The sequence below is a fragment of the Companilactobacillus tucceti DSM 20183 genome, from assembly GCF_001434665.1.
GTDB lineage: Bacteria > Bacillota > Bacilli > Lactobacillales > Lactobacillaceae > Companilactobacillus > Companilactobacillus tucceti.
In genome coordinates this window covers 28,293-50,546 of the sequence record NZ_AZDG01000011.1, presented here as the reverse complement: position 1 = coordinate 50,546, position 22,254 = coordinate 28,293, and the positions used below count along the sequence as shown (strand labels likewise).

Below are 22,254 nucleotides of genomic sequence, written 5' to 3'. Positions count from 1 at the left end.
ATAATACGTATTAGTTAGAAAATGGAGGAAGAATGGGAAAATGTTATTCTTAGGACCGTTATATAATTATATAGCTAATGCATATGCTGATAGAATCAATCATTTTCCGTTGATTCGACTTTCATTTTACGCAATAGACAAAGCTATATTATATACGTTATTTTTTATAATATTAAGGGTTATTTGGTTAAAACTAAAGCATAAAAAGACTACTGCGTTTAAAGAATTTTGGATCGTTGTATTTGCATTCTATGTTTTACTACTGTTTGCGTTGACTGTCTTTAGGGATGGATATTTTATCTGGCAGTTTAAATTTTATTGGCATCGTTCGCTTTCAGATATAAATCTTAAACCTTTAGTAGAGACAGTTAAATTAGCCGGTGCAAAGTCTCTAGTGGACTTTGTTTATAATCTGTATGGAAATATTTTTTGGTTTATTCCAATGGGATTTTTCATACCTGCATTAGGTATAAAAAAAGGCTTTATAAATGTCATTGTCATGGGTGCTTTGATCTCTGTATCGATTGAAGCTATGCAGTTTATACTCAATACCGGTGTGACAGATATAGACGACGTTATATTCAATACTATTGGAACCGCCATCGGTTTTTTGTTATATTGGGTGTGTTACAAGGTAAAAAAACGAATAAATATTTGAAATTTTCATCGAAAATGATTAATCTAGTTTTTGAAGAATATGGAGGAGATAATATGACACACATTAAATTTGACGATTCTAAGTTGGGCAAATTTGTTCATGAAAATGAACTTGGCGAAATGCAAGCACTTGTAAACGCCGCCGACGAAGAATTACGTAAGGGTACTGGTGCTGGTAATGACTTCCGTGGTTTTATCGACTTACCCGTTGATTATGACAAGGATGAATTTGCTCGTATCAAGAAAGCTGCTAAGAAGATCCAATCTAACTCAGAAGTATTTGTTGGAATTGGTATTGGTGGCTCATACTTAGGTGCTCGCGCTGCTGTCGATTTCTTAAACTCATCATTCTATAACATCAAAAACAGTAAGGATGTTCCAGAAGTTTACTTTGCAGGTAACTCAATTTCTCCTAACTATCTTTCTGACTTGATCGATGTTATCGGTGATCGTGATTTCAGTATTAACGTTATTTCAAAATCTGGTACAACAACAGAACCTTCAATTGCATTTAGAATTTTGAAGGCTAAATTAGTTGAAAAGTATGGTAAAGAAGGAGCAAAGGAACGTATCTTTGCTACAACTGACCGTGCTAAGGGTGCTCTAAAGAGCGAATCTGATGCAGAGGGTTACGAAGAATTCGTTGTTCCTGATGACATCGGTGGTCGTTTCTCAGTTCTTACAGCCGTTGGTCTATTGCCAATTGCCGTTGCTGGTATCGACATTGATAAGTTGATGGAAGGTGCTGCTGCTGCACGTACTGATTATTCATCAGCGGACTTAACAAAGAATGAAGCTTACAAGTATGCTGCTTTAAGAAACATCTTGTATCGTAAGGGTTATACTACTGAATTGCTTGAAAACTACGAACCAAACCTACAATACTTTGGTGAATGGTGGAAGCAATTGATGGGTGAATCAGAAGGTAAAGACCAAAAAGGTATCTACCCATCATCAGCTAACTTCTCAACTGATCTTCACTCATTGGGTCAATATATCCAAGAAGGTCGTCGTAACTTGATGGAAACAGTTGTTATGATCGACAAACCTCGTTTTGAACTTGAAATTCCTAAGGAAGAAAAAGATCTTGATGGTCTTGGCTATCTAGAAGGAAAGACAATGGATTACGTAAACAAGCGTGCTTATGAAGGTGTTGTTCTTGCCCATACAGATGGTGGCGTTCCTGTAATGAGTGTTCATATTCCAGAACAAAACGCATACACATTAGGTTACTTGATCTACTTCTTTGAAATTGCTGTTGGTATTTCTGGTTACTTAAACGGAATCAATCCATTTAACCAACCAGGTGTTGAAGCATATAAGAAGAACATGTTCGCATTGCTTGGCAAACCAGGCTTTGAAGAACTGGGTAAAGAGTTAAACGATCGCCTATAATTTGTATTTCTTAAATTAATAAAAAGTATTAAAGATGATAGCCAATTTGGCTATCATCTTTTTTTCTCGTTGTAAGGAATTAATAAGAGTGTAATAATATTAATTACGATAAATATTTGGAGAGTTTTAATGAGTAAAATAAAAGTTTTTATAATTACGGTTCTTACAATGATGGCATTACTAACAATTGGTTATGCTACATATTCTGGTAATGTAACAACTACTAACGCACAAGTTACTGAAAAAAATGATGATAAGAAGCAACAATCTAATAAGGCAACTTATAAAGAAGACGTAAAAGTTTCTGAAGATGCATGGAAATATCCGTCTGAAAGTAAACCCTATCCAAATATGAATGAGCATAAAAATGCATATATTAAAGTTTCAATTGCAGATCAACGTGTTTATATCATTGATAACCAAAGAGTTTTATATACAATGTTTGCAGCAACTGGAGAAAATAAGTCACCAACTCCAAAGGGCACCTTTGAAATTCAAAATCGTGGTGAATCATTTTATAATGCTGAATCAGATGAAGGAGCCAATTATTGGACGTCCTTTAAAGACTGGGGAGTCTACTTATTTCACTCCGTTCCGACAGATAAAGATGGAAAATATGTTGAAAATGAGGCTCACAAATTAGGCAAGTCTTCTAGTCATGGCTGTGTTAGATTAACAATTCCCGATGCAAAATGGATCAATACGAATATTCCCGAAGGTATGAAAGTCGTCGTTGAATAATAAAAGATACTCAAGATCAAATCTTGGGTATTTTTTAGTTTCTGCAAAAATATTTTTAGTATTACCAAAAAAATAATGTTTTTTTCAGTAAATCATGATATAGTATCAATGGTCAATTGAGCGCACGCTCAAATTATTCAATATAATAAAGTTTATATCGCTGCATAGTTTAATCGTGTGCTTAATTATCTAAAAAATACGGAGATAACGTCATAAGTTGAAATGATAATATATCGCCGAATTTCTAAACCAATAGAAAAGAGGTACTACTATGAAAAATAGTGGTGAAACAAAGAAATTCGTGAGCTCTAATTCTGCAGACAATAAGAGTTTGGACGAAATTAATGGAAGTATTGAAGTTCCAGAAGGTGCGGGATTCTGGAGAACTTTAATGACTTTCACAGGACCTGGAGTTTTAATTGCTGTCGGTTATATGGATCCGGGTAACTGGATAACATCGATTGCTGGTGGTGCACAGTTTAAGTACACACTTTTATCTGTTGTACTTATTTCCAGTTTAATTGCTATGTTATTGCAATCAATGTCAGCTAAATTAGGTATCGTAACAGGTAAGGATTTAGCTCAATTAACTAGAGAAAGAACTTCCAAAGTTGGCGGTTTCATCCTTTGGATCATTGCTGAACTTGCTATTATGGCAACGGATATTGCTGAAATCATCGGTTCAGGTATTGCTATTAAGTTACTATTTAATATACCTTTGATAGTTGGTATTTTAATTACTGCCGCCGATGTTTTGATTCTTTTGTTATTAATGAAATTAGGATTTCGTAAAATTGAAGCTATTGTTGCTACATTAGTTGCAGTTATTTTGTTAGTTTTCTTGTATGAAGTTTTTTTGGCTAAACCTAGCGTTTCAGGAATTATGGGTGGATATGTTCCAGCCAGCAGTATTGTTACAAACAAATCAATGCTTTATCTTTCATTAGGTATTGTTGGTGCAACTGTTATGCCCCATGATTTGTACTTAGGTTCATCGATTTCACAGACCAGAAAAGTTGATCGTGAAAGTAAGAAGGACATTGCTAAGGCAATTAAGTTCTCAACTATTGATTCAAACATTCAACTATTCTTAGCATTTATCGTTAATAGTTTGCTATTGATATTAGGTGCAGCATTATTCTATGGTACAAATAGTGATTTGGGACGATTCGTTGATTTGTTCAACGCATTGAGTAACAAGCAAGTTGTTGGTGCAATTGCTAGTCCGATTTTAAGTATGCTTTTCGCTGTGGCCTTGTTATCATCAGGTCAAAGTTCAACTATTACTGGTACACTTTCTGGACAAATCATTATGGAAGGTTTCATCAGATTAAAGATGCCTTTGTGGGCACAACGTCTTTTGACAAGACTTCTATCAGTAACACCAGTTTTGATATTTGCTATTTATTACCATGATAATGAAGCCAAAATTGAAAACCTTTTGACATTTTCACAAGTATTCTTAAGTGTTGCACTTCCGTTTGCAATTATTCCATTAGTAATTTTTACTAGTGATAAGAAGTTGATGGGAGAGTTTATTAATAAGAAGTGGGTCAAATACAGTGCTTGGTTTGCCACAATTGTCTTGATCATCTTGAACATCTATTTAATTGTACAAACAATAACAGGAATGTAGGAGCGAGCTTATGGAAAAAAGTGAACTTCAAAAAGATAAGATTTTAAAAGTTGCTCAGAGTATGTTTTCCGAACAGGGATTTGAAGCAACGACTACTAGAGAAATCAGTCGTGAAGCGGGAATATCTGATGGGTCATTGTACTATTATTTTCCTGATGGTAAACGTGAAATATTAGATACTATTGTTCATCAAGGTATCGAAAGTAGAACTGTTGTTATAGACGATTGGTTTTCAGAGGTTAAAACCGTAGATGATTTAAAAAAACAAATCGTTGATCTGTATGAACGTATTTGTAGAATATTTGAAGATGAGAATAGTTATCGATCATTCATGATAACCATTCGTGAACGCCCTCTACTTAGTGATAGCCAGACAGATTGGTTAATAGAAGTTTTGAGTAATATTCAAGATAAGTTGATTAAAGAGTTAAGTGCAATCGATAATCAACTTAATGTTGATGTGAAAGACTTTAAATACGCTACGGGTATAATAATTTCAATTATTCAGAAGTCACTTTATGATGAGCTGATTTTAAAAAATAACAAAGTTATAAGTAAAGAAGTTAAAGAATTGACCGAATCGGAAATCGAATTAATGATCCAGTTGATAAGTAAAAAGGATTTAAGCAGAAATTAAAATTTTGCTTAAATCCTTTTTTTATTTTCTGAAAATTTACATCACAATTACACTAGTTTTACATTAATTATACAATGGTGAAATATGATTATTAGGTATCAAATAATTAAACACTTAGGAGAGATTTTATGAAGAAAACAAAGTCCCTTGTTATAACGAGTTTATTATTTAGTGCCATGGTTTTAAATCCAAGTACAGTTCAGGGATTGGTTGTTCAAGCTGCTGATGGTGCGGGCAGTGAAGTAACTGCACCAGAAAATCCAGCTCCAACACCAGGTCAAGAAACAGAAGATGGAAAAACTGATATAACGTATAAATTTTTAGATGAAAAAGGCGATCCAATTACTACACTGCCTGATAAAGAATTAAAAGATCGCGTAAAAGTTAATGAGAGTAAGATTTCAAAGAATGATGTTGTAACATTTTTTGAAAACTCTAAATTGTCTAATACCTATGAATTAGCTGGTAGTGTTGAATTTTATACTGTAGAAACAAGTAATATTGTTACTGTTAAATTGAAAAATAAAGTTCAAACTAAGACTGTAAAAATTAAATATACAATTAATGGAAAAGTAACAGATAAAATCCCAGAAGGAACTGTGAAAAATGTTTCTGAAGATGGTACTGAAATAGATGCTAGTAAATTAACAAATCCGAATGGATATGTGATAGTTACGGATAAAAATAAATCATTTAAGATCGATAAGAGCGAGGCTGAATGGTTTATTAGTGTAGAAGTAAAAGAAGCTCCAAACCCAGGAACATCAAAACCAACAACTAAACCTTCAGTTACAGATAAGAAAACATACAAGATGACAGTTAACTTTATTGATCAAGCAACAAAGAAAAAAGTTAATTCGACAAATATCTCTGGTAAGAATGGACAAATTGTATCGTTTACAATTCCAAAGGGTTATGAATTAGCCAAAGGTGAATCAAAGAGCGTTAAAATCGATAAGAATAAATCAACAGTTGAAGTAAAAGTTGTTAAAAATGTAGCCGGTAAGGTAACAGCCTTTAAAGGTCTAATTTCAACAAAGAATCCATCTGTACTTTATTCAAAAGATGGTAAAAGAATTGCTAATAGAGGACTATCAGCTAATAGTGATTGGGTAACAGATAAGAAATTGGTATTAAACGGTGAAACATACTATGGAGTTTCAACAAATGAATTCGTTAAAGCTAGTGATGTTTTTGAATTTCAAGCAGGTTTCTCAATTATTGGAACATCAAGAGGTATCTCAAAACATCTTTACAATAGTAAAGGTGAAATGGTAAGTAATCGTGCATTAGCTCCTAATACATACTGGAGAACTGATAAAAAAGCAATGATCAATAATCAAGTTGCCTATCGTGTTTCAACGAATGAATGGGTACTTGAAAGTGATCTTGTGTAATTAAAGTAAGTTTGTTTGAAATTATCCTCCAATAAATTCATCAAATTCACATTTTAAATAAAACAAAACCTCAAAAGGGCCAGTCCTTAAGATTGGCCCCTTTTGTATATCAAAATATTTTATTTGGGAGAAATTAATGAAAAATAAGTCAGTTATATTTGCTGCATTGGCTGTCGGTAATATTATGTTCAGCTCATTATTAGTTCAAGGAATGATGAATTATGTTGCAGCTAGTTCAACAGAGAAAAGTATAAAAGTAAGTAATGAAATTAAGAAAAATGATTTTGGGTATATTAATATTATATATAAACTTGGTGACTCTGAAATAGGTAAAGTGACATTAGAAGTTAGGTCGGGTGAAAACTTTATATCTTCAAGTGATCTGATGGAAGGATTTGACACTGATGTGTATGAGTTTGAAGAAGATTTGCAATCTAACGGTGGATATGATTTTGATATTAAGCATATTGATACATTAGTTGTTAAATTAAAAAAAATACCACCTCTTGATACTAGTAAAAAAAGTTTACATATAGTAAATTTCAGGATAAGAAATGTTAAGCCAAATGAATATGCATCCCCTTTATTTATTGATTTCTTTGATTATGATCACGAATTGGAGTTACCTAAAAATCTAATTCCAAGTGGGTTTAAATTAGTTTCACGACCTCATAGTTGGGGGAACAATATATTTGCTGATATAATTTCAAAAGATGACAATGCTATTGAAACAAATCCCGATGAAGTGGTAGATGATATTTTTAAACCGATAAATGTAGTGTTTACAGATGAAAAGGGAGCTAAATTCAATTCTACTAAGATTTACGTAACAAAGGATAGTTCGTATGTATCAAGTGATACTATTTTGAGTTTGCTAAAATATAATAGTCAACTATCAGAATATGATATTACTGAGGACATAAATGTACCAATAAAAGATGAATCAGTTGTAGTACCACTTAAAGCTATGCCATACAAAGATATTAAAATTAAGTTTATAGATAATTTTAGTAATGAAGTTGTTGATTTGATTTCAACGAAAGTCAAGAAAAATTCAAATTACATTTTGAAAGAACAAGTATTGGGAATTCTTAACGAAAATAAATCTAAATTTGATAGTTATAAATTACTTGAATATAATCCTTTTGAAATAGACGATAACTTGGTTACTGTTTTCTTGCAAAAAAATCCAAGTCCAACACCAGAACTAATCAAACCAAAACCAGAAAAAAAATACCACACAACAGTAAACTTCATAGATCAATCCACAAAGAAAGGGATTACAACGTTAAACTTACACGGAAAACATGGTCAAAAATATAGCCTAATAGTTCCTGAAGGCTATGATTTAGCTGAAAATGAGTCAAGTGAAGTAACGATTGATAAATCTAAAAATAATATAAATATAAAGCTAGTCAAAAGACCAAAAAATGTCACTGCGTTTAGAACTAATGTTACAACTCATAATCTTTCAAAGCTTTATACAAAAGATGGGGAAGTAGTTGAAAATAGAGGATTAGCCGAAAATTCAGATTGGCATGTTGATAAGAAAATAGTAATTAAAGGTCAAACATATTATGGTGTCTCAACTTATGAGTATGTCAAAGCTAGTGATGTGTTTGAATACACTTCAATCAATGCATCTGTAACAACATCTGATGGCAAGATCAAATATCTCTATGATTCTAAGGGTAAAAAAGTAAATAATCGTGCTTTGAGACCAAATTCTTCTTGGAGAACTGATAAATCTACAACAATTAACGGAAAACATGCTTATCGTGTTTCAACTAATGAGTGGTTATTATCTGATGATACGGTTTAAAAAAGTCGCTAATCAATTCGATTAGCGACTTTTTATTCGATTTTATTAGGTTTTTTATTCAAAAAATATTTAACTCCTGAAATAATATGGAAATAAACTGACAAGTCTAACATATCCATATTTAAACTCTTCAAAAATGGCCATTCCCTTCTTGACGATTTCCACATTGTTAGTTGGGATGTATTTAAATCTTCAGTTATTTCTTGTGGTCGATCTAGGAAAATTCCTGATTCATATATATAATTTGAATAGTCGTAGAAAAATTGCGATGTTATTGGTTTATCTATATCAGCTTGCAATATCTTAACTCGTGCTCCTAAAAAACCTAAGGTACTGCGCATAAGCTGTGTACTAGTATTTGAGTCTTGTAAATATACAAATAATTGCTCAAAGAAATGTTGATAGGAATGAATTTCCTCTTCACTTAAATATGAAGCTAAATGCTGTTTAAATGGGTATTTCCAATTATTTAAGTTGTACTCTAATTTTTGTCCGACCCAAATTGTATAAGGTATTTCGTAAAATACCTGTGTTAAGTCTTGTTCAAAACTTTGATTGATTATTTCAGGATATTCTCTTGGTAGCAATCGTTTGATTTCTCGGTTGAGGATATTAGTTACTGTTTTTTGATTGGTTAATTCAAATAACTTTTTCCAAGTTGTTTCGTCAAATAAATCAGGCTTTATTTGTTGAACTTGTTTTAGGTTTACCGGTGCAGAATTTAAGGTATAACCGGCTTTAAAGTAATCATCAGTTAGTTGTAAGGTTTGAACGAAATGTCCTCCTAAAGAGTGGCCAAGGCCATATACGAGGCAATTTTCTTTTAAGTGTTCATTCAAATAACTCATAAATTTTCTAGCCACCACTAATTGATCATTTTCCTCTGATTTACCGACTAGAATTGCATTAACGTTATAGTTCCAATCTTTATATCCTTCTAGTAAAAATTTTTCTAAACGTTTACTTCTAGAGTTCTCAGTGTAATCCATGTCTGCTTCTGTACCTTTAAAGGTTACGTAACATTCACGAATTCCATCAATTTTTACTTCATAAGCAATTCCTGAAAAACCACAATTTTCAGCATCTGGCAGTAGGACTCTTGCATCGTAAGATTTAATAAAACTGGCATGTCGTTGAGTTTTTTCAAAAATAAGATAGTCTAAAAAATCTTCAGGTGTGAAATCATCATATAGATAGCGGTCGTAATCAAATTGCATGATTTTCATTCTAAAATCTACGTCGTCTAGTAATTCTTTTGGATGATACTTTTCTGAACGTTCATCAAATAAAGAGGCTTTATTGTGATATATCAACACTTTCATTTGTGTTAAGTATCCCTGGCAAAGGCCAACATTTTCGTCATCGATCATATTTATCAGACGTTTTAATTTGTTGATCTTACGATTCCTATTTGGTAATTGTGATTCTTCTTTTTTGTGAGTTTCATCAATATTTTTCAACTTTAATGCTTTATCTATCAACTTTGGATGAAGCATCTTTTTTTGTTTAAAAAGTGGATCTTTCAAGTTGATTGTCTGTGACAGAATCAGATTTGTCAGTCTAGTTTTTTCTTTATCAAGATATGAGTAGCTAAAGTAAAGTCGCTTGTTTTGAGGTAATAAAGATTTACTGTCCTTTTTGTTAAAGGTTAACGGCATAACTTTATGAGCTCGAAAATTTAACAAGTCAAATTGTTCATAGACATGATTCAATTTGTCCAGTGATTTGAGTAATTCTCGCATTTGATCACCTCTGCTATTATTAGTGTAACAAAACTTTTATAAAAATAAGAAGATAAATACATTATGTTACATCTGTGATACTTCACATTTGTAATATATCACAGATGTGCTATACTGTATTTGTGGAGGTTGGAGATATGGAAATAGATATTAAATCGTACTTAGAGGATAATCACTTGACGATCTACTTTATAGCAAAGAAAAGTGGATATGGTTACACAACCTTACATAAGTCATTTAATAAAGACCAATCTTCCGCGACTCCGCTTAATTTGCGTGATATTGAGGCTATTGCCAAAGCGCAAGATATTGAGATGTGGAGAGTTCTACGTGAATTGGAGTTACATTATCTGAAGTGAGGAGGCAAATATATGGCAAGATCATTTTGGGATGACGATTTATTTTCAAATAACGATATGAACAATATTTTTAATAGTTTAATGGGTGACCAAAACGGTTCAGGTACAAAGTATTATGTTAACGGACATGAATTGACACCTGAAGAACTAGCAAAGTATCAAGAGATGCGTACAGCTGGTAAAAGTATTTCAGTTGATGAACAAAAGCAATCTGGTACTAGGAGTAACGGCAAGTTACTAGACAAATTAGGACGTAATTTAACACAAGAGGCTCGTGATGGTTTACTTGACCCCGTCATCGGTCGTGATAAAGAAATTCAAGAAACGGCGGAAGTTTTAAGCCGTCGTACAAAAAATAATCCAATTTTAGTTGGTGATGCTGGTGTTGGTAAGACTGCTGTTGTTGAAGGTTTAGCACAAGCCATCGTCAAAGGCGATGTTCCTGCAGCAATCAAAGATAAGGAGATTATTTCAGTTGATGTTTCTGCACTTGAAGCAGGTACTCAGTATCGTGGTTCATTTGAAGAAAATGTTCAAAACTTACTTAAAGAAGTTAAAAAAGCTGGAAATGTTGTCTTATTCTTTGATGAAATTCACCAAATTATAGGGACTGGTGCTGCTGGTGGTGAAGCCGGAAGCAAGGGTTTATCAGACATTATCAAGCCAGCTTTGAGCCGTGGTGATCTAGCAGTTATTGGTGCTACGACCCAAGACGAGTATCGTAATACCATTATGAAAGATGCTGCTTTAGCAAGAAGATTCAATGATGTAACGATCAATGAACCAAGTAAAGATGCTACAGTAGCAATTTTGAAGGGATTACGTAAAGCTTACGAAGATCATCATAACGTTAAATTGCCTGATGATGTTTTGAAGGCTGCTGTGGATTATTCAGTTCAATACATTCCACAAAGATCACTTCCTGATAAGGCAATTGACTTGATTGATATGACAGCTGCTCATTTGGCTGCTAAACATCCGGTTACTGATAAAGTAAGCCTCGAAAAGTCTTTGAAGGTAGCAGAAACCAAAAAAGAAGAAGCTGCCAAGCGCGAAGACTTTGAGAAGGCTGCCGATTTGAAGAAACAAATTGAGGATATCAACAAGAAGTTAAATAGTGATGATTCGACTGAACCAGTGGCAAATGTTAATGATATAGCTCAATCCGTTCAAAGATTAACTGGGGTTCCAGTTTCACAAATGGGAGCCAGCGATATTGAAAGACTAAAGGACATGGGCAAGAGATTAAAGGGTCATGTTATTGGTCAAGATGAAGCCGTTGATATGGTTGTTAGGGCTATTCGTCGTAATCGTGCTGGATTTGACGAAGGTAACCGTCCAATTGGTAGTTTCTTGTTTGTTGGTCCAACTGGTGTTGGTAAAACAGAATTAGTAAAACAATTGGCTAGCGATATGTTTGGTAGTAAAAATGCCATTGTACGTTTAGATATGAGTGAGTATTCTGATTTAACTGCGGTATCTAAGTTGATCGGTACTTCAGCTGGTTATGTTGGTTATGAGGATAACGGCAATACTTTAACTGAAAGAGTAAGACGTAATCCATATTCCATCGTATTACTTGATGAAATAGAAAAAGCAAACCCACAAGTTTTGACCTTACTTTTGCAAGTTATGGATGATGGTCGTTTGACTGATGGACAAGGTAATGTAGTTGATTTCAAGAATACAATTATCATTGCTACGTCTAATGCTGGATTCGGTGAAAAATCTGATAAAGATAAGAAGTTAATGGATAAATTAGCACCATACTTCCGTCCTGAATTTTTAAACAGATTCAATGGTATCGTTGAATTTACACATCTTTCAAAAGATGATTTGAATCAAATCGTAAATCTTATGTTAGATGATGTTAATAAGAATTTGGCTAAGAAGCAAATTACTTTGGAAGTAACACCTGAAGCCAAAGAATGGTTGATTGATGAAGGATACGATGAAGCCATGGGTGCAAGACCATTAAGAAGAGTAATCGAACAACAAATTAGAGACAAAGTAGCTGAATTCTATTTGGATAATTTAGATGTCAAAAATCTTAAAGCTGAATTATCTAAAGGTACAATCAAAATTGCAAAAGCTTAGTCCAAGGAGGTAATTGATCGTGAAGTATAGAATTTTGTTAGACTTAAAAGATCAATTATTTACGGCTGTGGACAAGAATAATTCGAATGTTTTTGAAAACGGTAGAACGATTCAAGAAGCCGTTGATAAATTGAAACAAAGATCGTAAAAGTGATAAATGCAAAAAGAGTGGGACAAAACATGTTCAGCTTTCGAGCATTAAGGAAAACAAGACTCGTAATCCGATTTTGGATTGCGGGTCTTGTTTTGGTTAAGCGGAAAAAGCTATGTTTTGTTGCACGTTTATGCTGCATACTTAAAGGAAATAATAATTTTGTCCCAAACTTTTTTGCGGTTCTAATTTTTTTATCCTAAACGTGTAATAAATGGCTGCAACCTCCACATATATTAGAACCACAAAAGATTGATGGTACCAATCATTCGTGATTCTAGGTTATGATCCGGTGGCAGACCGCCCTTTATTACACTCTCTCTTTTCTGTGGATAACTCAAAATAATGTTCTGTAAAACACGAACTATAATTAAAATTATGTAATAAATGTTTCTAATTGTCTTGAAAAAATAAAATGTTTCTGTAATACTAGATAAGTTCGTAATATTTCTTCGGGGGCGTTTATTTTGGAATCATTAAATAATAATGGTAAGAATTTAAGCTTTATTGAGCGTTTATTCCACCTAAATCAGGCGGGAACGACGGTAAAACGTGAATTTTTAGCAGGATTAACAACGTTTGTGTCTATGGCATATATTTTGTTTGTTAACCCACAAGTTTTGGGAGCTTCAGGTATGGATAAAGGAGCTTTATTCACTGCAACGGCTTTGACCGGTGTAATCGGATCAGTTTTGATGGGGATTTTAGCAAACTATCCAATTGCCATTGCACCAGGATTAGGTGATAATGCTTTCTTTAGTTATTCAGTTGTTATCGCCATGGGTATTCCTTGGCAAACAGCGATGGCGGGTGTATTTGTTGCCAGTATAATTTTCTTGATCATTTCGTTATTGAAGCTTCGTGAATTAGTTATTAACTCAATTCCACAAGATTTAAAACTGGCTGTATCTGCTGGTTTAGGATTATTTATTGCATTTGTTGGTTTACAAGGTGGAGGTTTGATCGAAGCTAGTAAATCATCATTAGTTGAGATTGGTTCATTTACTAATCCAACGACATTGTTGACAATTGCCGGTTTGATCGTTACCGCTGGTCTTATGTGCCGCAAAGTTCCGGGTGCTATTTTTATCGGAATGGTCTTTACTACAATTGCCGGTTTGGTAACAAAGCTCATTCCATTACCAAGTCATATTGTTTCTGGTGTTCCAAGTTTGAAACCTACATTTGGCGTTGGTATTGCTCATGTTGGAGATATTAAACAACCACAATTATGGGCAGTTGTTATTATCTTCTTATTAGTTGCTTTCTTTGATACTGCAGGTACATTGATCGGACTAGCTGAACAAGCACACTTAATGGAAAATGGTAAAATGCCTAGAATAGGTCGAGCATTAATGGCTGATTCTATTTCGATGGTCAGTGGTGCGGTAATGGGTACTACTCCTCCAACAGCTTATGTTGAATCTAGTGCCGGTATTGCGATTGGTGGTAGAACCGGACTAACTTCAATAGTAGTCGGTGGATTCTTTGCCATTTCTATGTTTTTCTCACCTTTACTAACCGTTGTTACATCTAACGTGACAGCGCCAGTTCTTATTATTGTAGGTGCTTTGATGGCACAATCAATGAAAGGAATTCATTGGGAGAAATTCGAAATTGCATTACCAGCATTTCTAACCGTTTTAGCAATGCCACTAACATATAATATTACTTATGGTATTGCCTTTGGATTTTTAGCTTATCCTTTGACAATGATTGCAGCGGGTAGAAGAAAAGAAGTTAACGGAATTATGTATGGTTTATTCTTCGTTTTCGCTTTATTACTTTATATTATTAATGTTTTGCCACAAAGCTAAAATAAATAAGTCTAGTAATCCAAAATCGGATTGCTAGACTTATTTTTTTCCTGCATTCTTTATTCAAGAACTTGTTCTATGTGATTTATCAATTGAGGCCAGCTATTAGTTAAAATCGATTCTTTAACATCTTCTGGGAATTGGGGATGATTTATAACTCCCTCGATCTGTGTGCGTAGGGCAGCTTCCAATCTGTCATAGAACGCAGGTAGATCTTCTTTAACTGGTTCATCTTGATTAACCAATCTAGGCAAATCAACATAACTTATGAATCCACTTTGATTAACAAGCTTGCCTAATTGCTCTTGAAGTGGAGGGATTGTTGTTACGACGACTCTAAGGTCACACGCTAATGCTTCGATTGCAACTAATCCAAGTCCTTCATAGTAAGAAGGGAGTACAAATATATCTGATTTTCTAAAAGTATCAGCAAGTTTTCTTTGATTTATCACGTTATAAACTTTGATTTGTGGATTTTTGAGATAAGGTTGTAATTTCTTTTGTGCCTCGTCTGAAGCATTGCCGATCAAGTGCAAAATAACTTGAGGGTAGTCTGAACTGATAATGTCAAAGGCTTTTGCTAAGGCAAAGATTCCTTTTGCAGATGACATCTTGCCAGCATAAACTATATCAATAGTTTTCTTTTTAGGCTTTGGTGCGGGGTAAAAAATCTCAGGATCAAATCCACCTCCGATAACAGTTATTTTTTCTGAAGGTATATGATAAATATCATGAATTTGACTAACTTGTGGGTGACTTAGTGCAAAAACGTGGGATAAACGATCAAAGTCAGTAACATATTTATTTAAAAGGTCGGGATGTTGCATTGCTTGTCTAATGTCTGTACCGTGGCAAAATACGTAGATTGGAATATCCTTTATTTCCTGACAAACTAAAGATGTTAAATACCAAAGATGATGACAGAAAATGACATCGGGTTTAAATTCATCAATAGCTTGATGAATCTTTTTACGAAATACGTTTTGCCAATTTCCAACCATCTCAGGTGTCATATCCTTATAAATTGTGCTCTTATAAGGCATAACATCACTCATACCAGGCATTGGAAAATCACATGTATCATTAGGAAAAGTTACTGGATATTGTAAATCCTTAGGTAACATATCATAGCTGAAGTCAGCAAATTGACCGTAGATACAGGCTTGTTGATGATTATCCTTTAAACCCTTTATAACGTTTGAAAAGTAAACTCCACTACCACTTTTTGATGGTAATTGAGCTTGAATATGTAATATTTTCATAATTATTCCCCCAGTTTAGATGTTTGATAACTTACGTTGGTATCACTTCATTTACTTAATATTTTTTCTTATTTTGGTCAATTTTAATTTTTCCTCGGGAGAAGTTTTACTTGATGATTTGATTTTACTGATCGTCAATTTAGCTAAGTGAGGGTTCGAATTAGCGATAACTTGATATATATCGGATTGATGTGTTTGAAAGGCGACTGAGTAGAACCAGGCTTGTCCTAGTTCAACGTATTTGTGACTACTATTTATTTTCGTGGCTAGGTTTAGTGAGTCGGAATAAAAATCAGTTTTGATATAAAACTTCAATAGGAAAACGAGTCCGGTCCTTTGAAACCAGGGATTATCTGATTTTAAATAGTTTTTTATGGTTATAAAAAATTGGCTAGGGAAATTTAATATTTGTTTGAAGTGGATCACCATATCGCAAATTGACCAGCAATCGGCTTTAGATATGTACTTATAGCAGTAATTTTCAAATTCGTCAGCGGTTAATTTTAAATGACTAATGACATATCCTTGAATGATAATAGTTTCATAATTACTATCGTCGGCCATTTTTAAGAATTCTAGAGGATTTCCACGACAGATTTTCTTTGAGATTCGATCAAGATCACCCATAGTTATTCCTAAAATTTCATATTTGGTAGGGATGATTTTTTCAGATCTGATTTTTTTATTTTCATCACCAAGACTATTTAAGTAGTGGAGAAATTCCTGATAGGTGTCTTTTGAACAATTGATATTTTCTAATTCCATAGATTTCCCTTTACTTGTTTTTTATTTTAACTTTGTGTTCAATAAACTGTTTATGATAGTCAGCAAGTAGTTGCATCATTTGATTACCAATTAGACGATAATCTTCAGTCGGAAGATTAGCTTGCGACACTCTTAAACAACCAGGATGAGTACCGAATCCAACACCATCCATTAAAACGACACCATTTTTTTGCGCTAGATTTATCAAAAAGTCTAATTGTTCAAAGTTATTTTCCAAAAAACTACGGAATTCTTTACCGTATTTACGCTCTGCAATAGTATAAATATCAATGATTGAATAGTACTTTGAATTATCGTTGCTTTCATCCTTAGGATAATTTAAGGAGTCGTGCAGATCAGTATAACGTTTGCCAACAATATTCTTGGAGGTTTCGATATATTTATCGGTTTTATTTCTATTGACTAAATGAGTCAAACTAAACAGATCTTCCATTATTTGTTGAGGAGTAGAAAGCCCAGCTGTGTGATACAAACTAATAGAACGAGAATCCGCCACGAGTCGGTCAATAAACTTCATTTTTGATGGCTCAAATTCAACTGATCCATAGCGCTTGTTTAATTCTTGTTTATCCTTATTTGGTAGTTGTGATATTAATCTGTCAAAGACATTTTCTTCATGTGCTGCTACTAATCCTAAACGCCAACCTGTGGCACCAAATAGTTTAGAGAATGAATAAACTAATAGGGTGTTATCAGGTACAACACTGTATAATGTTTGGAAATTTTCCACGAATGTACCATAGACGTCATCCGTGACAATCATTAGGTCAGGACGCTTCTTGATGACTTCTTTTATTTCTGCTAAGTCCTTTTTACTAAAGGCTTTAGAACCAGGGTTGCTTGGATTTACAACTACAAATAGTTTAATAGAGGGGTCTAATAGTTTGTCGATTTCTCCAGGAGCTATTTCCCAATGATTTGAAGCGTCAGAATTAAGATCAACTTCTACCATTTGATAATCATTTAAGGTAGGAATTTCAATATAAGGCGTAAAAATTGGTGTATTAATAGCAATCTTATCCCCATAATTGATCAATTTATTTTCTCTTAGTGTGTTAAAAATATAGACGATTGCAGCAGTTCCACCTTCAGTAGCGAATACGTCAGTTTCATCTTTTAAATCCACACCGTTATACAAAGTAGTTTGCAAATATTGATTGATAATTTTACCAGTATTTTTTAAAACTCGTGCTGGCATAGGATAATTATTACCAATTGCCCCATCCACAAATTCTTTGATTACTTCGTCTTGATTAAGCTTTAAATCGTCACGAATATAGTCTAATATGTCTAACCAAAAATCATCGATTTTATATTCTTCTGGTCGTAAAAAAGCTTCAAAACGCTGACGCATTCCATGTTGTTCAGTGTATCCCGCCATATCACCTTTATTGATCGTACGTTCTGATTCGATAATTCCAAATTCAACTAATCGATTGAAGGCAAGTCGAGCTTTCTTATTGATCCAATTTGGATTTCCACGTCCAGCATCTAAAAAAATATTATTTTTTGCATTTTCTTTTGCTAGAGCAGTCATTTTACTGCTAATTACAAATGATTCTAGATCTTCAAGCTTTTTTTCTTCAGAGATTTTCATGAGTATCCTCCTGATAAATAGTTTCTATCAGTTTTATTGTAACGGTAAATGACAAAAAAGATACTATATTTTGCCTTAAATGTGAAAATAATCACTACAAAATCTCAAAATATATGTAATCGCTTAACAGTCTACTAAAACTGAACATTTGTCTTCGTAATGAGACTGTGGTTTTTTTGTGCTTTAAGTATTGTATACAATTTAGTTAGTAAATGATCAAAATAGGGCTGTGACATATGTCACAGCCCCATTTTGCATTTCCAAACTTTTTTATAGCCTTTTGTCACACTCTCCTATATTTAAAAGAATAAAGATAGCAATAATACAATAATTAATCCCGTGACAGACATTGCCATTGAAAGTATAGTCCAAGTTAGTAAAGTCTCCTTTAGTGACAATCCAAAATACTGTTTTATCATCCAAAAACCGGCTCCATTAACGTGGTCGCAAAATACTGATCCTGCTCCAACAGCTAAAACCATCAGTGCTGAATTAATTGCAGAACTTGCAACTAAAGGTGCTACTAATCCAGCACCGGTTAAAGCAGCAACAGTGGTCGAACCAAGACAGAAGTGAAGTGCCGCTGGAATTATCCATGCAGCAATTAAAATTGGAAAATTAGAATTGATAAATAAAGCAGAAACATCTTTAGAAACTCCACCACTGATTAGAACTTGTTTGAAAGCACCAGCTCCACCAATTATTAGTAGCATCATGGAAATTTGTTTGATAGCTGTCTCCATTGTTAAACCAATACTTTTCATAGGAGCTTTTTGTGCGATACCTAATGTATAAATGGCTATTAATAATGAAATAATCATTGCTATATCCGCGTTACCTATGAATTGAATGAAAATGTTGAATGGATTTGTTGCAGGTAAGATGTATTTAAAAATAGTGGCAACAATAATTAAAATTAAAGGCATTGTTGCAGTTAAAATACTAGTTGAAAAACGTGGTATTTTTCCTTCAGTTTTCGTTGTTTTGATATTTCCTAATGCAGTAATTTCAATATTTTTACGGTAAACCTTTGGATAAATTTTCTTTAAGTAGTGATTATAGATAGGACCCATCAAAATTGCTACTGGAATTGCGGCTAAGATTCCTAATAAGATGACGTGTCCAATTGGAGCACCAAGAATTTCAGCAACGGCTGTTGGTGCAGGATGAGGTGGCAAGAAGGAGTGAGCTACATTCAAAGAAACTGCCATTGGTAAAGCAAGATATAAGAATGCCACGTTTAATTCTTCAGCAATAACAAAAATTATTGGAAGTAAAATTACTAGGCCAACTTCAAAGAATAAAGCTAATCCAATGATAAATGAAGTTAGTACGACCGCCCAGACAATATACTTTCGACCGATTCTTTTGGTAAATGTATTAGCTATGGAGATCCCAGCTCCAGAATCAGATATCAACATCCCAAGCATTGATCCTAATCCAAAGATAATTATTAAATGTCCAACTTGATCTCCAATACCTTGTTCGATGATCCCTGGTAATTTTGTATAGGGTATCCCAAGTAGCAGACCAACGATGACGGAAACAATGACAAGAGAAAAGAAGGTGTTTAATTTTAATTTTATGATTAAGAAAAATAAGATAAAAACACCCAGTAGCATGATGTAGATCGACATAATGGATCCTCCTCTCAATCCTCAAAAGTGATATTTTTCACATACATTCTCAAAATAAAAGGGACTGCATAATGCATCCCTTTTTGTATTTTATGCAATTCCCATAACTTGCCAAAGTGGTACACAGACAAGCAATCCAACAATATTTATCAGCATATATCCAATAGATGATTTAGCCATGGCACTTCTTGAAACCATACTATCATTGACAGCAGCTCCACCAGTTAAGAATGGGGCATTCATGTATGAAAGTAACCAAACATTAACACTAGTTGTAACAATAATAGCGATAATTGCGGGACTGAAACTCATGGTACTAAAGAATGGTAATAGTCCAATTGTAATTAAGGTACCTGTTGAAATAAGTGAAACAACAACAAACTTGCATAGGTAAATAATAATAGGTAAAGCAATAACTGTAATATAAATGTTACCGATAATAGGGCTAATAACTGGTTGTAGAACTGTACGTAACCAAGTAGTTAAACCAGCAGATTGCATAACATTACCTAAAGCCATAACAGTACCGATGAAGATGATCGTACTCCAGCTTAAACGATTCTTAAAGTCATCAGGTGTGAGAACTTTGCAAGCAACTAGAACACTGACACCAATCAAAGCAGTGACTGCGGCAGGTATGTTAACTGCAGATTCCAAGATCCAGAAAATAATTGAAACTAGGATAACCGCAGCTGTAATTTTTTCATCACGTGACATAGGTCCTAATTCAGTTAGTTGTTTAGAAATGAATTCCTTTGAGATAGGTTTGTCATCCTTAGGTTTAAATAATAATTTAAGTAAGAAATAACCACCGACTAAGATAATGATCGTCCAAGGGATCATCATAACAAACCAATTACCCCAGCTTAAAACCTTTTGGGCGCTAGCAGGAATCAATCCCTTAAAGGCGTAGTTTTGTGCAGTAGCACTTAAGAAACTGGCTTCAGTAACAAAAAATCCCCACATAGCAGCTAAGAAAATACCTGAACTGCCTTTATCATGTTCCTTGTATCCTAAAGCGTTACTGATTCCTTTAGCAATTGGTGTACTCATAGCAGCCTTTGGGTGAGCACTTGGAATCATTGGAGCAACAATAGTTCCGGCTGTGAATAATGCTAGAGTTTGACCTCTAAAATTAGCCGGGAAGTAAGTCATAATTTTAAGAGCAATTCTCTTGATCAATCCTGTTTTTGTAGCAGCGGCACCTAAGCCTAAACCACCAATAATGATCCACATAGTAGTAGAAGAGAAAATTGCAAATGATACTTCAAATTTAACGGCTCCTAATGCTACCCAAGATGACAACATTAGTAAACCAGTAGCAAAACTAGGTATTACATTGAATATCCAAAAGATATTTGCAGTAACTAGTGAAGCTAGAACAATCATTCCAGCATGAGTTAAACCATCTGGTGTTGGAATCAAGAAAGCAATTACGACCCCTAAGATAATTCCAATAATACCAGCAATTGATTTTTTGTGTTTCATAATGGAATACCTCCTTTTATGAATAACTTATTATTTTAAATCTTTTGCATTTACTGGAAATTCAGGTGTCTTACCATTAGAAAAGTCGATGATGGCTTGAGCAGCACCTAATCCTAGAGCTTGATTTGCTTCAACAGTAGTACCAGCCAAATGTGTTGTTAAAATTGTATTTTTGCTTGTAAATAATGGATTATCGGGAGCTGGTGGTTCTGGATTGAATGAATCAATAGCAGCACCGGCAATTTCGTCATTATTTAAAGCTTGTGCTAAATCTTTTTCATTAATAATGCCACCACGTGCAGAATTAATAATGAAGACATTCTTCTTCATAGTCTTAAGTTCCTTAGCAGTGATCATATTCTTTGTTTCTGGTGTTAGAGGCATATTGATAGACAAGAAGTCGGCAACTTTATAGATGTCTTCAAGGTTGTCATAAAGTTTTACAGGTGAATTCTTAATGTATGGATCATATCCAACAACATTCATACCAAATGCTTCGGCTAGTTTTACTAGAACTTGACCAATTTTACCTAAGCCTAAAATGGCTAAAGTCTTGTCTTTTAATTGATTACCATTCAAATTATATTTTGTTGAGAAACCTGGTAGTGAACCATCAGCTGCTAATTCTTCTTTTTTGTCGTGGATCAAATTGTTAGCAGACATGATCTTTCTACTTAACATCAGCATAGTAGTAATGACATATTCAGCAACGGAAAATGCGTTAGCTCCATTGACTTTAGCAACCATAATATTCTTCTTAGTTGCTTCAGATACATCAACGTTGTTGATACCAGTACCGTTTCTTGAAATTATCTTTAGTTCCTTACCAGCATCAATGACTTCTGCAGGTAATTCGGATGAACGCATGATAACAGCGTAAGCATCAGCGATTTCCTTTTTCATTGTTTCAACATCTGTATCGGCAGAGATTTTTACGTCAAAGCCATTATCTTTTAGAAGTTGAATTCCCTTTTCATCTATTTTTTCACTTAATAGAACTTTCTTCATATTGTGATCCTCCCAGTAAGACACT

At 33.8% G+C, this 22,254-nt stretch carries 18 protein-coding genes; 11 read left to right on the top strand and 7 right to left on the bottom strand.

What is annotated here, in order from left to right; all coding sequences use genetic code 11:
• Positions 1-40 precede the first annotated feature (40 nt).
• The 7 genes from FC72_RS06080 (at position 41) to FC72_RS06050 (ending at position 8,285) form a co-directional block, all read left to right on the top strand.
• A complete protein-coding gene (locus FC72_RS06080) occupies positions 41-658 on the top strand; it encodes a VanZ family protein (protein ID WP_057765832.1) in 618 nt (205 codons plus the stop codon).
• Positions 659-711: 53 nt separating this feature from the next.
• Entirely contained in the window at positions 712-2,052 is a 1,341-nt protein-coding gene (locus FC72_RS06075) for a glucose-6-phosphate isomerase (protein WP_057765830.1), read from the top strand.
• A gap of 129 nt (positions 2,053-2,181) precedes the next feature.
• A complete protein-coding gene (locus FC72_RS06070) occupies positions 2,182-2,793 on the top strand; it encodes a L,D-transpeptidase (RefSeq protein WP_057765828.1) in 612 nt (203 codons plus the stop codon).
• 271 nt (positions 2,794-3,064) lie between these two features.
• A complete protein-coding gene (locus FC72_RS06065; RefSeq protein ID WP_057765827.1) occupies positions 3,065-4,429 on the top strand; it encodes an Nramp family divalent metal transporter in 1,365 nt (454 codons plus the stop codon).
• Between the two features lie 10 nt (positions 4,430-4,439).
• Complete coding sequence (locus FC72_RS06060; RefSeq protein ID WP_057765825.1) at positions 4,440-5,066, top strand: TetR/AcrR family transcriptional regulator; 627 nt, start codon at positions 4,440-4,442, stop codon at positions 5,064-5,066.
• A gap of 128 nt (positions 5,067-5,194) precedes the next feature.
• Positions 5,195-6,463 (top strand): SLAP domain-containing protein, encoded by a 1,269-nt coding sequence (locus FC72_RS06055; protein WP_057765823.1) that lies wholly within the window; start codon positions 5,195-5,197, stop codon positions 6,461-6,463.
• Positions 6,464-6,599: 136 nt separating this feature from the next.
• Positions 6,600-8,285: an SLAP domain-containing protein gene (locus FC72_RS06050; protein ID WP_057765821.1), complete on the top strand. Its 1,686-nt coding sequence runs from the start codon at positions 6,600-6,602 to the stop codon at positions 8,283-8,285.
• A gap of 32 nt (positions 8,286-8,317) precedes the next feature.
• On the opposite strand, the gene FC72_RS06045 is transcribed toward FC72_RS06050, so the two are convergent.
• Entirely contained in the window at positions 8,318-10,027 is a 1,710-nt protein-coding gene (locus FC72_RS06045; RefSeq protein ID WP_057765819.1) for a DUF6792 domain-containing protein, read from the bottom strand.
• Positions 10,028-10,164: 137 nt separating this feature from the next.
• On the opposite strand from FC72_RS06045, the gene FC72_RS06040 reads away from it, so the two are divergent.
• The 4 genes from FC72_RS06040 (at position 10,165) to FC72_RS06030 (ending at position 14,451) form a co-directional block, all read left to right on the top strand.
• Positions 10,165-10,386, top strand: a complete 222-nt coding sequence (locus FC72_RS06040) for a hypothetical protein (protein WP_057765817.1) — start codon at positions 10,165-10,167, stop codon at positions 10,384-10,386.
• 12 nt (positions 10,387-10,398) lie between these two features.
• On the top strand, positions 10,399-12,483 hold the full coding sequence (locus tag FC72_RS06035; protein WP_057765815.1) for an AAA family ATPase: 2,085 nt from the start codon (positions 10,399-10,401) through the stop codon (positions 12,481-12,483).
• Between the two features lie 19 nt (positions 12,484-12,502).
• Positions 12,503-12,631 (top strand): hypothetical protein, encoded by a 129-nt coding sequence (locus FC72_RS11090; protein ID WP_268871660.1) that lies wholly within the window; start codon positions 12,503-12,505, stop codon positions 12,629-12,631.
• A 470-nt stretch (positions 12,632-13,101) separates the two neighbouring features.
• Positions 13,102-14,451, top strand: a complete 1,350-nt coding sequence (locus FC72_RS06030; RefSeq protein ID WP_057765813.1) for an NCS2 family permease — start codon at positions 13,102-13,104, stop codon at positions 14,449-14,451.
• A gap of 59 nt (positions 14,452-14,510) precedes the next feature.
• Here the strand turns inward: FC72_RS06030 and FC72_RS06025 are convergent, their stop codons facing one another.
• The 6 genes from FC72_RS06025 to FC72_RS06000 all read right to left on the bottom strand — a co-directional run bounded on the left by FC72_RS06025 (position 14,511) and on the right by FC72_RS06000 (position 22,229).
• Positions 14,511-15,713, bottom strand: coding sequence for a glycosyltransferase family 4 protein (locus FC72_RS06025; protein WP_057765811.1), 1,203 nt, complete (start codon positions 15,711-15,713; stop codon positions 14,511-14,513).
• Positions 15,714-15,764: 51 nt separating this feature from the next.
• Positions 15,765-16,478, bottom strand: a complete 714-nt coding sequence (locus FC72_RS06020; RefSeq protein WP_057765809.1) for a DNA alkylation repair protein — start codon at positions 16,476-16,478, stop codon at positions 15,765-15,767.
• 10 nt (positions 16,479-16,488) lie between these two features.
• Positions 16,489-18,096 carry a bifunctional aspartate transaminase/aspartate 4-decarboxylase gene (locus tag FC72_RS06015; protein WP_057765807.1) on the bottom strand — a complete coding sequence of 536 codons (1,608 nt, stop codon included), beginning with the start codon at positions 18,094-18,096 and terminating at the stop codon, positions 16,489-16,491.
• A 299-nt stretch (positions 18,097-18,395) separates the two neighbouring features.
• On the bottom strand, positions 18,396-19,733 hold the full coding sequence (locus FC72_RS06010; protein WP_057765806.1) for a gluconate:H+ symporter: 1,338 nt from the start codon (positions 19,731-19,733) through the stop codon (positions 18,396-18,398).
• A gap of 90 nt (positions 19,734-19,823) precedes the next feature.
• Positions 19,824-21,221 (bottom strand): SLC13 family permease, encoded by a 1,398-nt coding sequence (locus tag FC72_RS06005; RefSeq protein ID WP_057765804.1) that lies wholly within the window; start codon positions 21,219-21,221, stop codon positions 19,824-19,826.
• A gap of 30 nt (positions 21,222-21,251) precedes the next feature.
• A complete protein-coding gene (locus tag FC72_RS06000) occupies positions 21,252-22,229 on the bottom strand; it encodes a hydroxyacid dehydrogenase (RefSeq protein WP_057765803.1) in 978 nt (325 codons plus the stop codon).
• Positions 22,230-22,254: the final 25 nt, after the last annotated feature.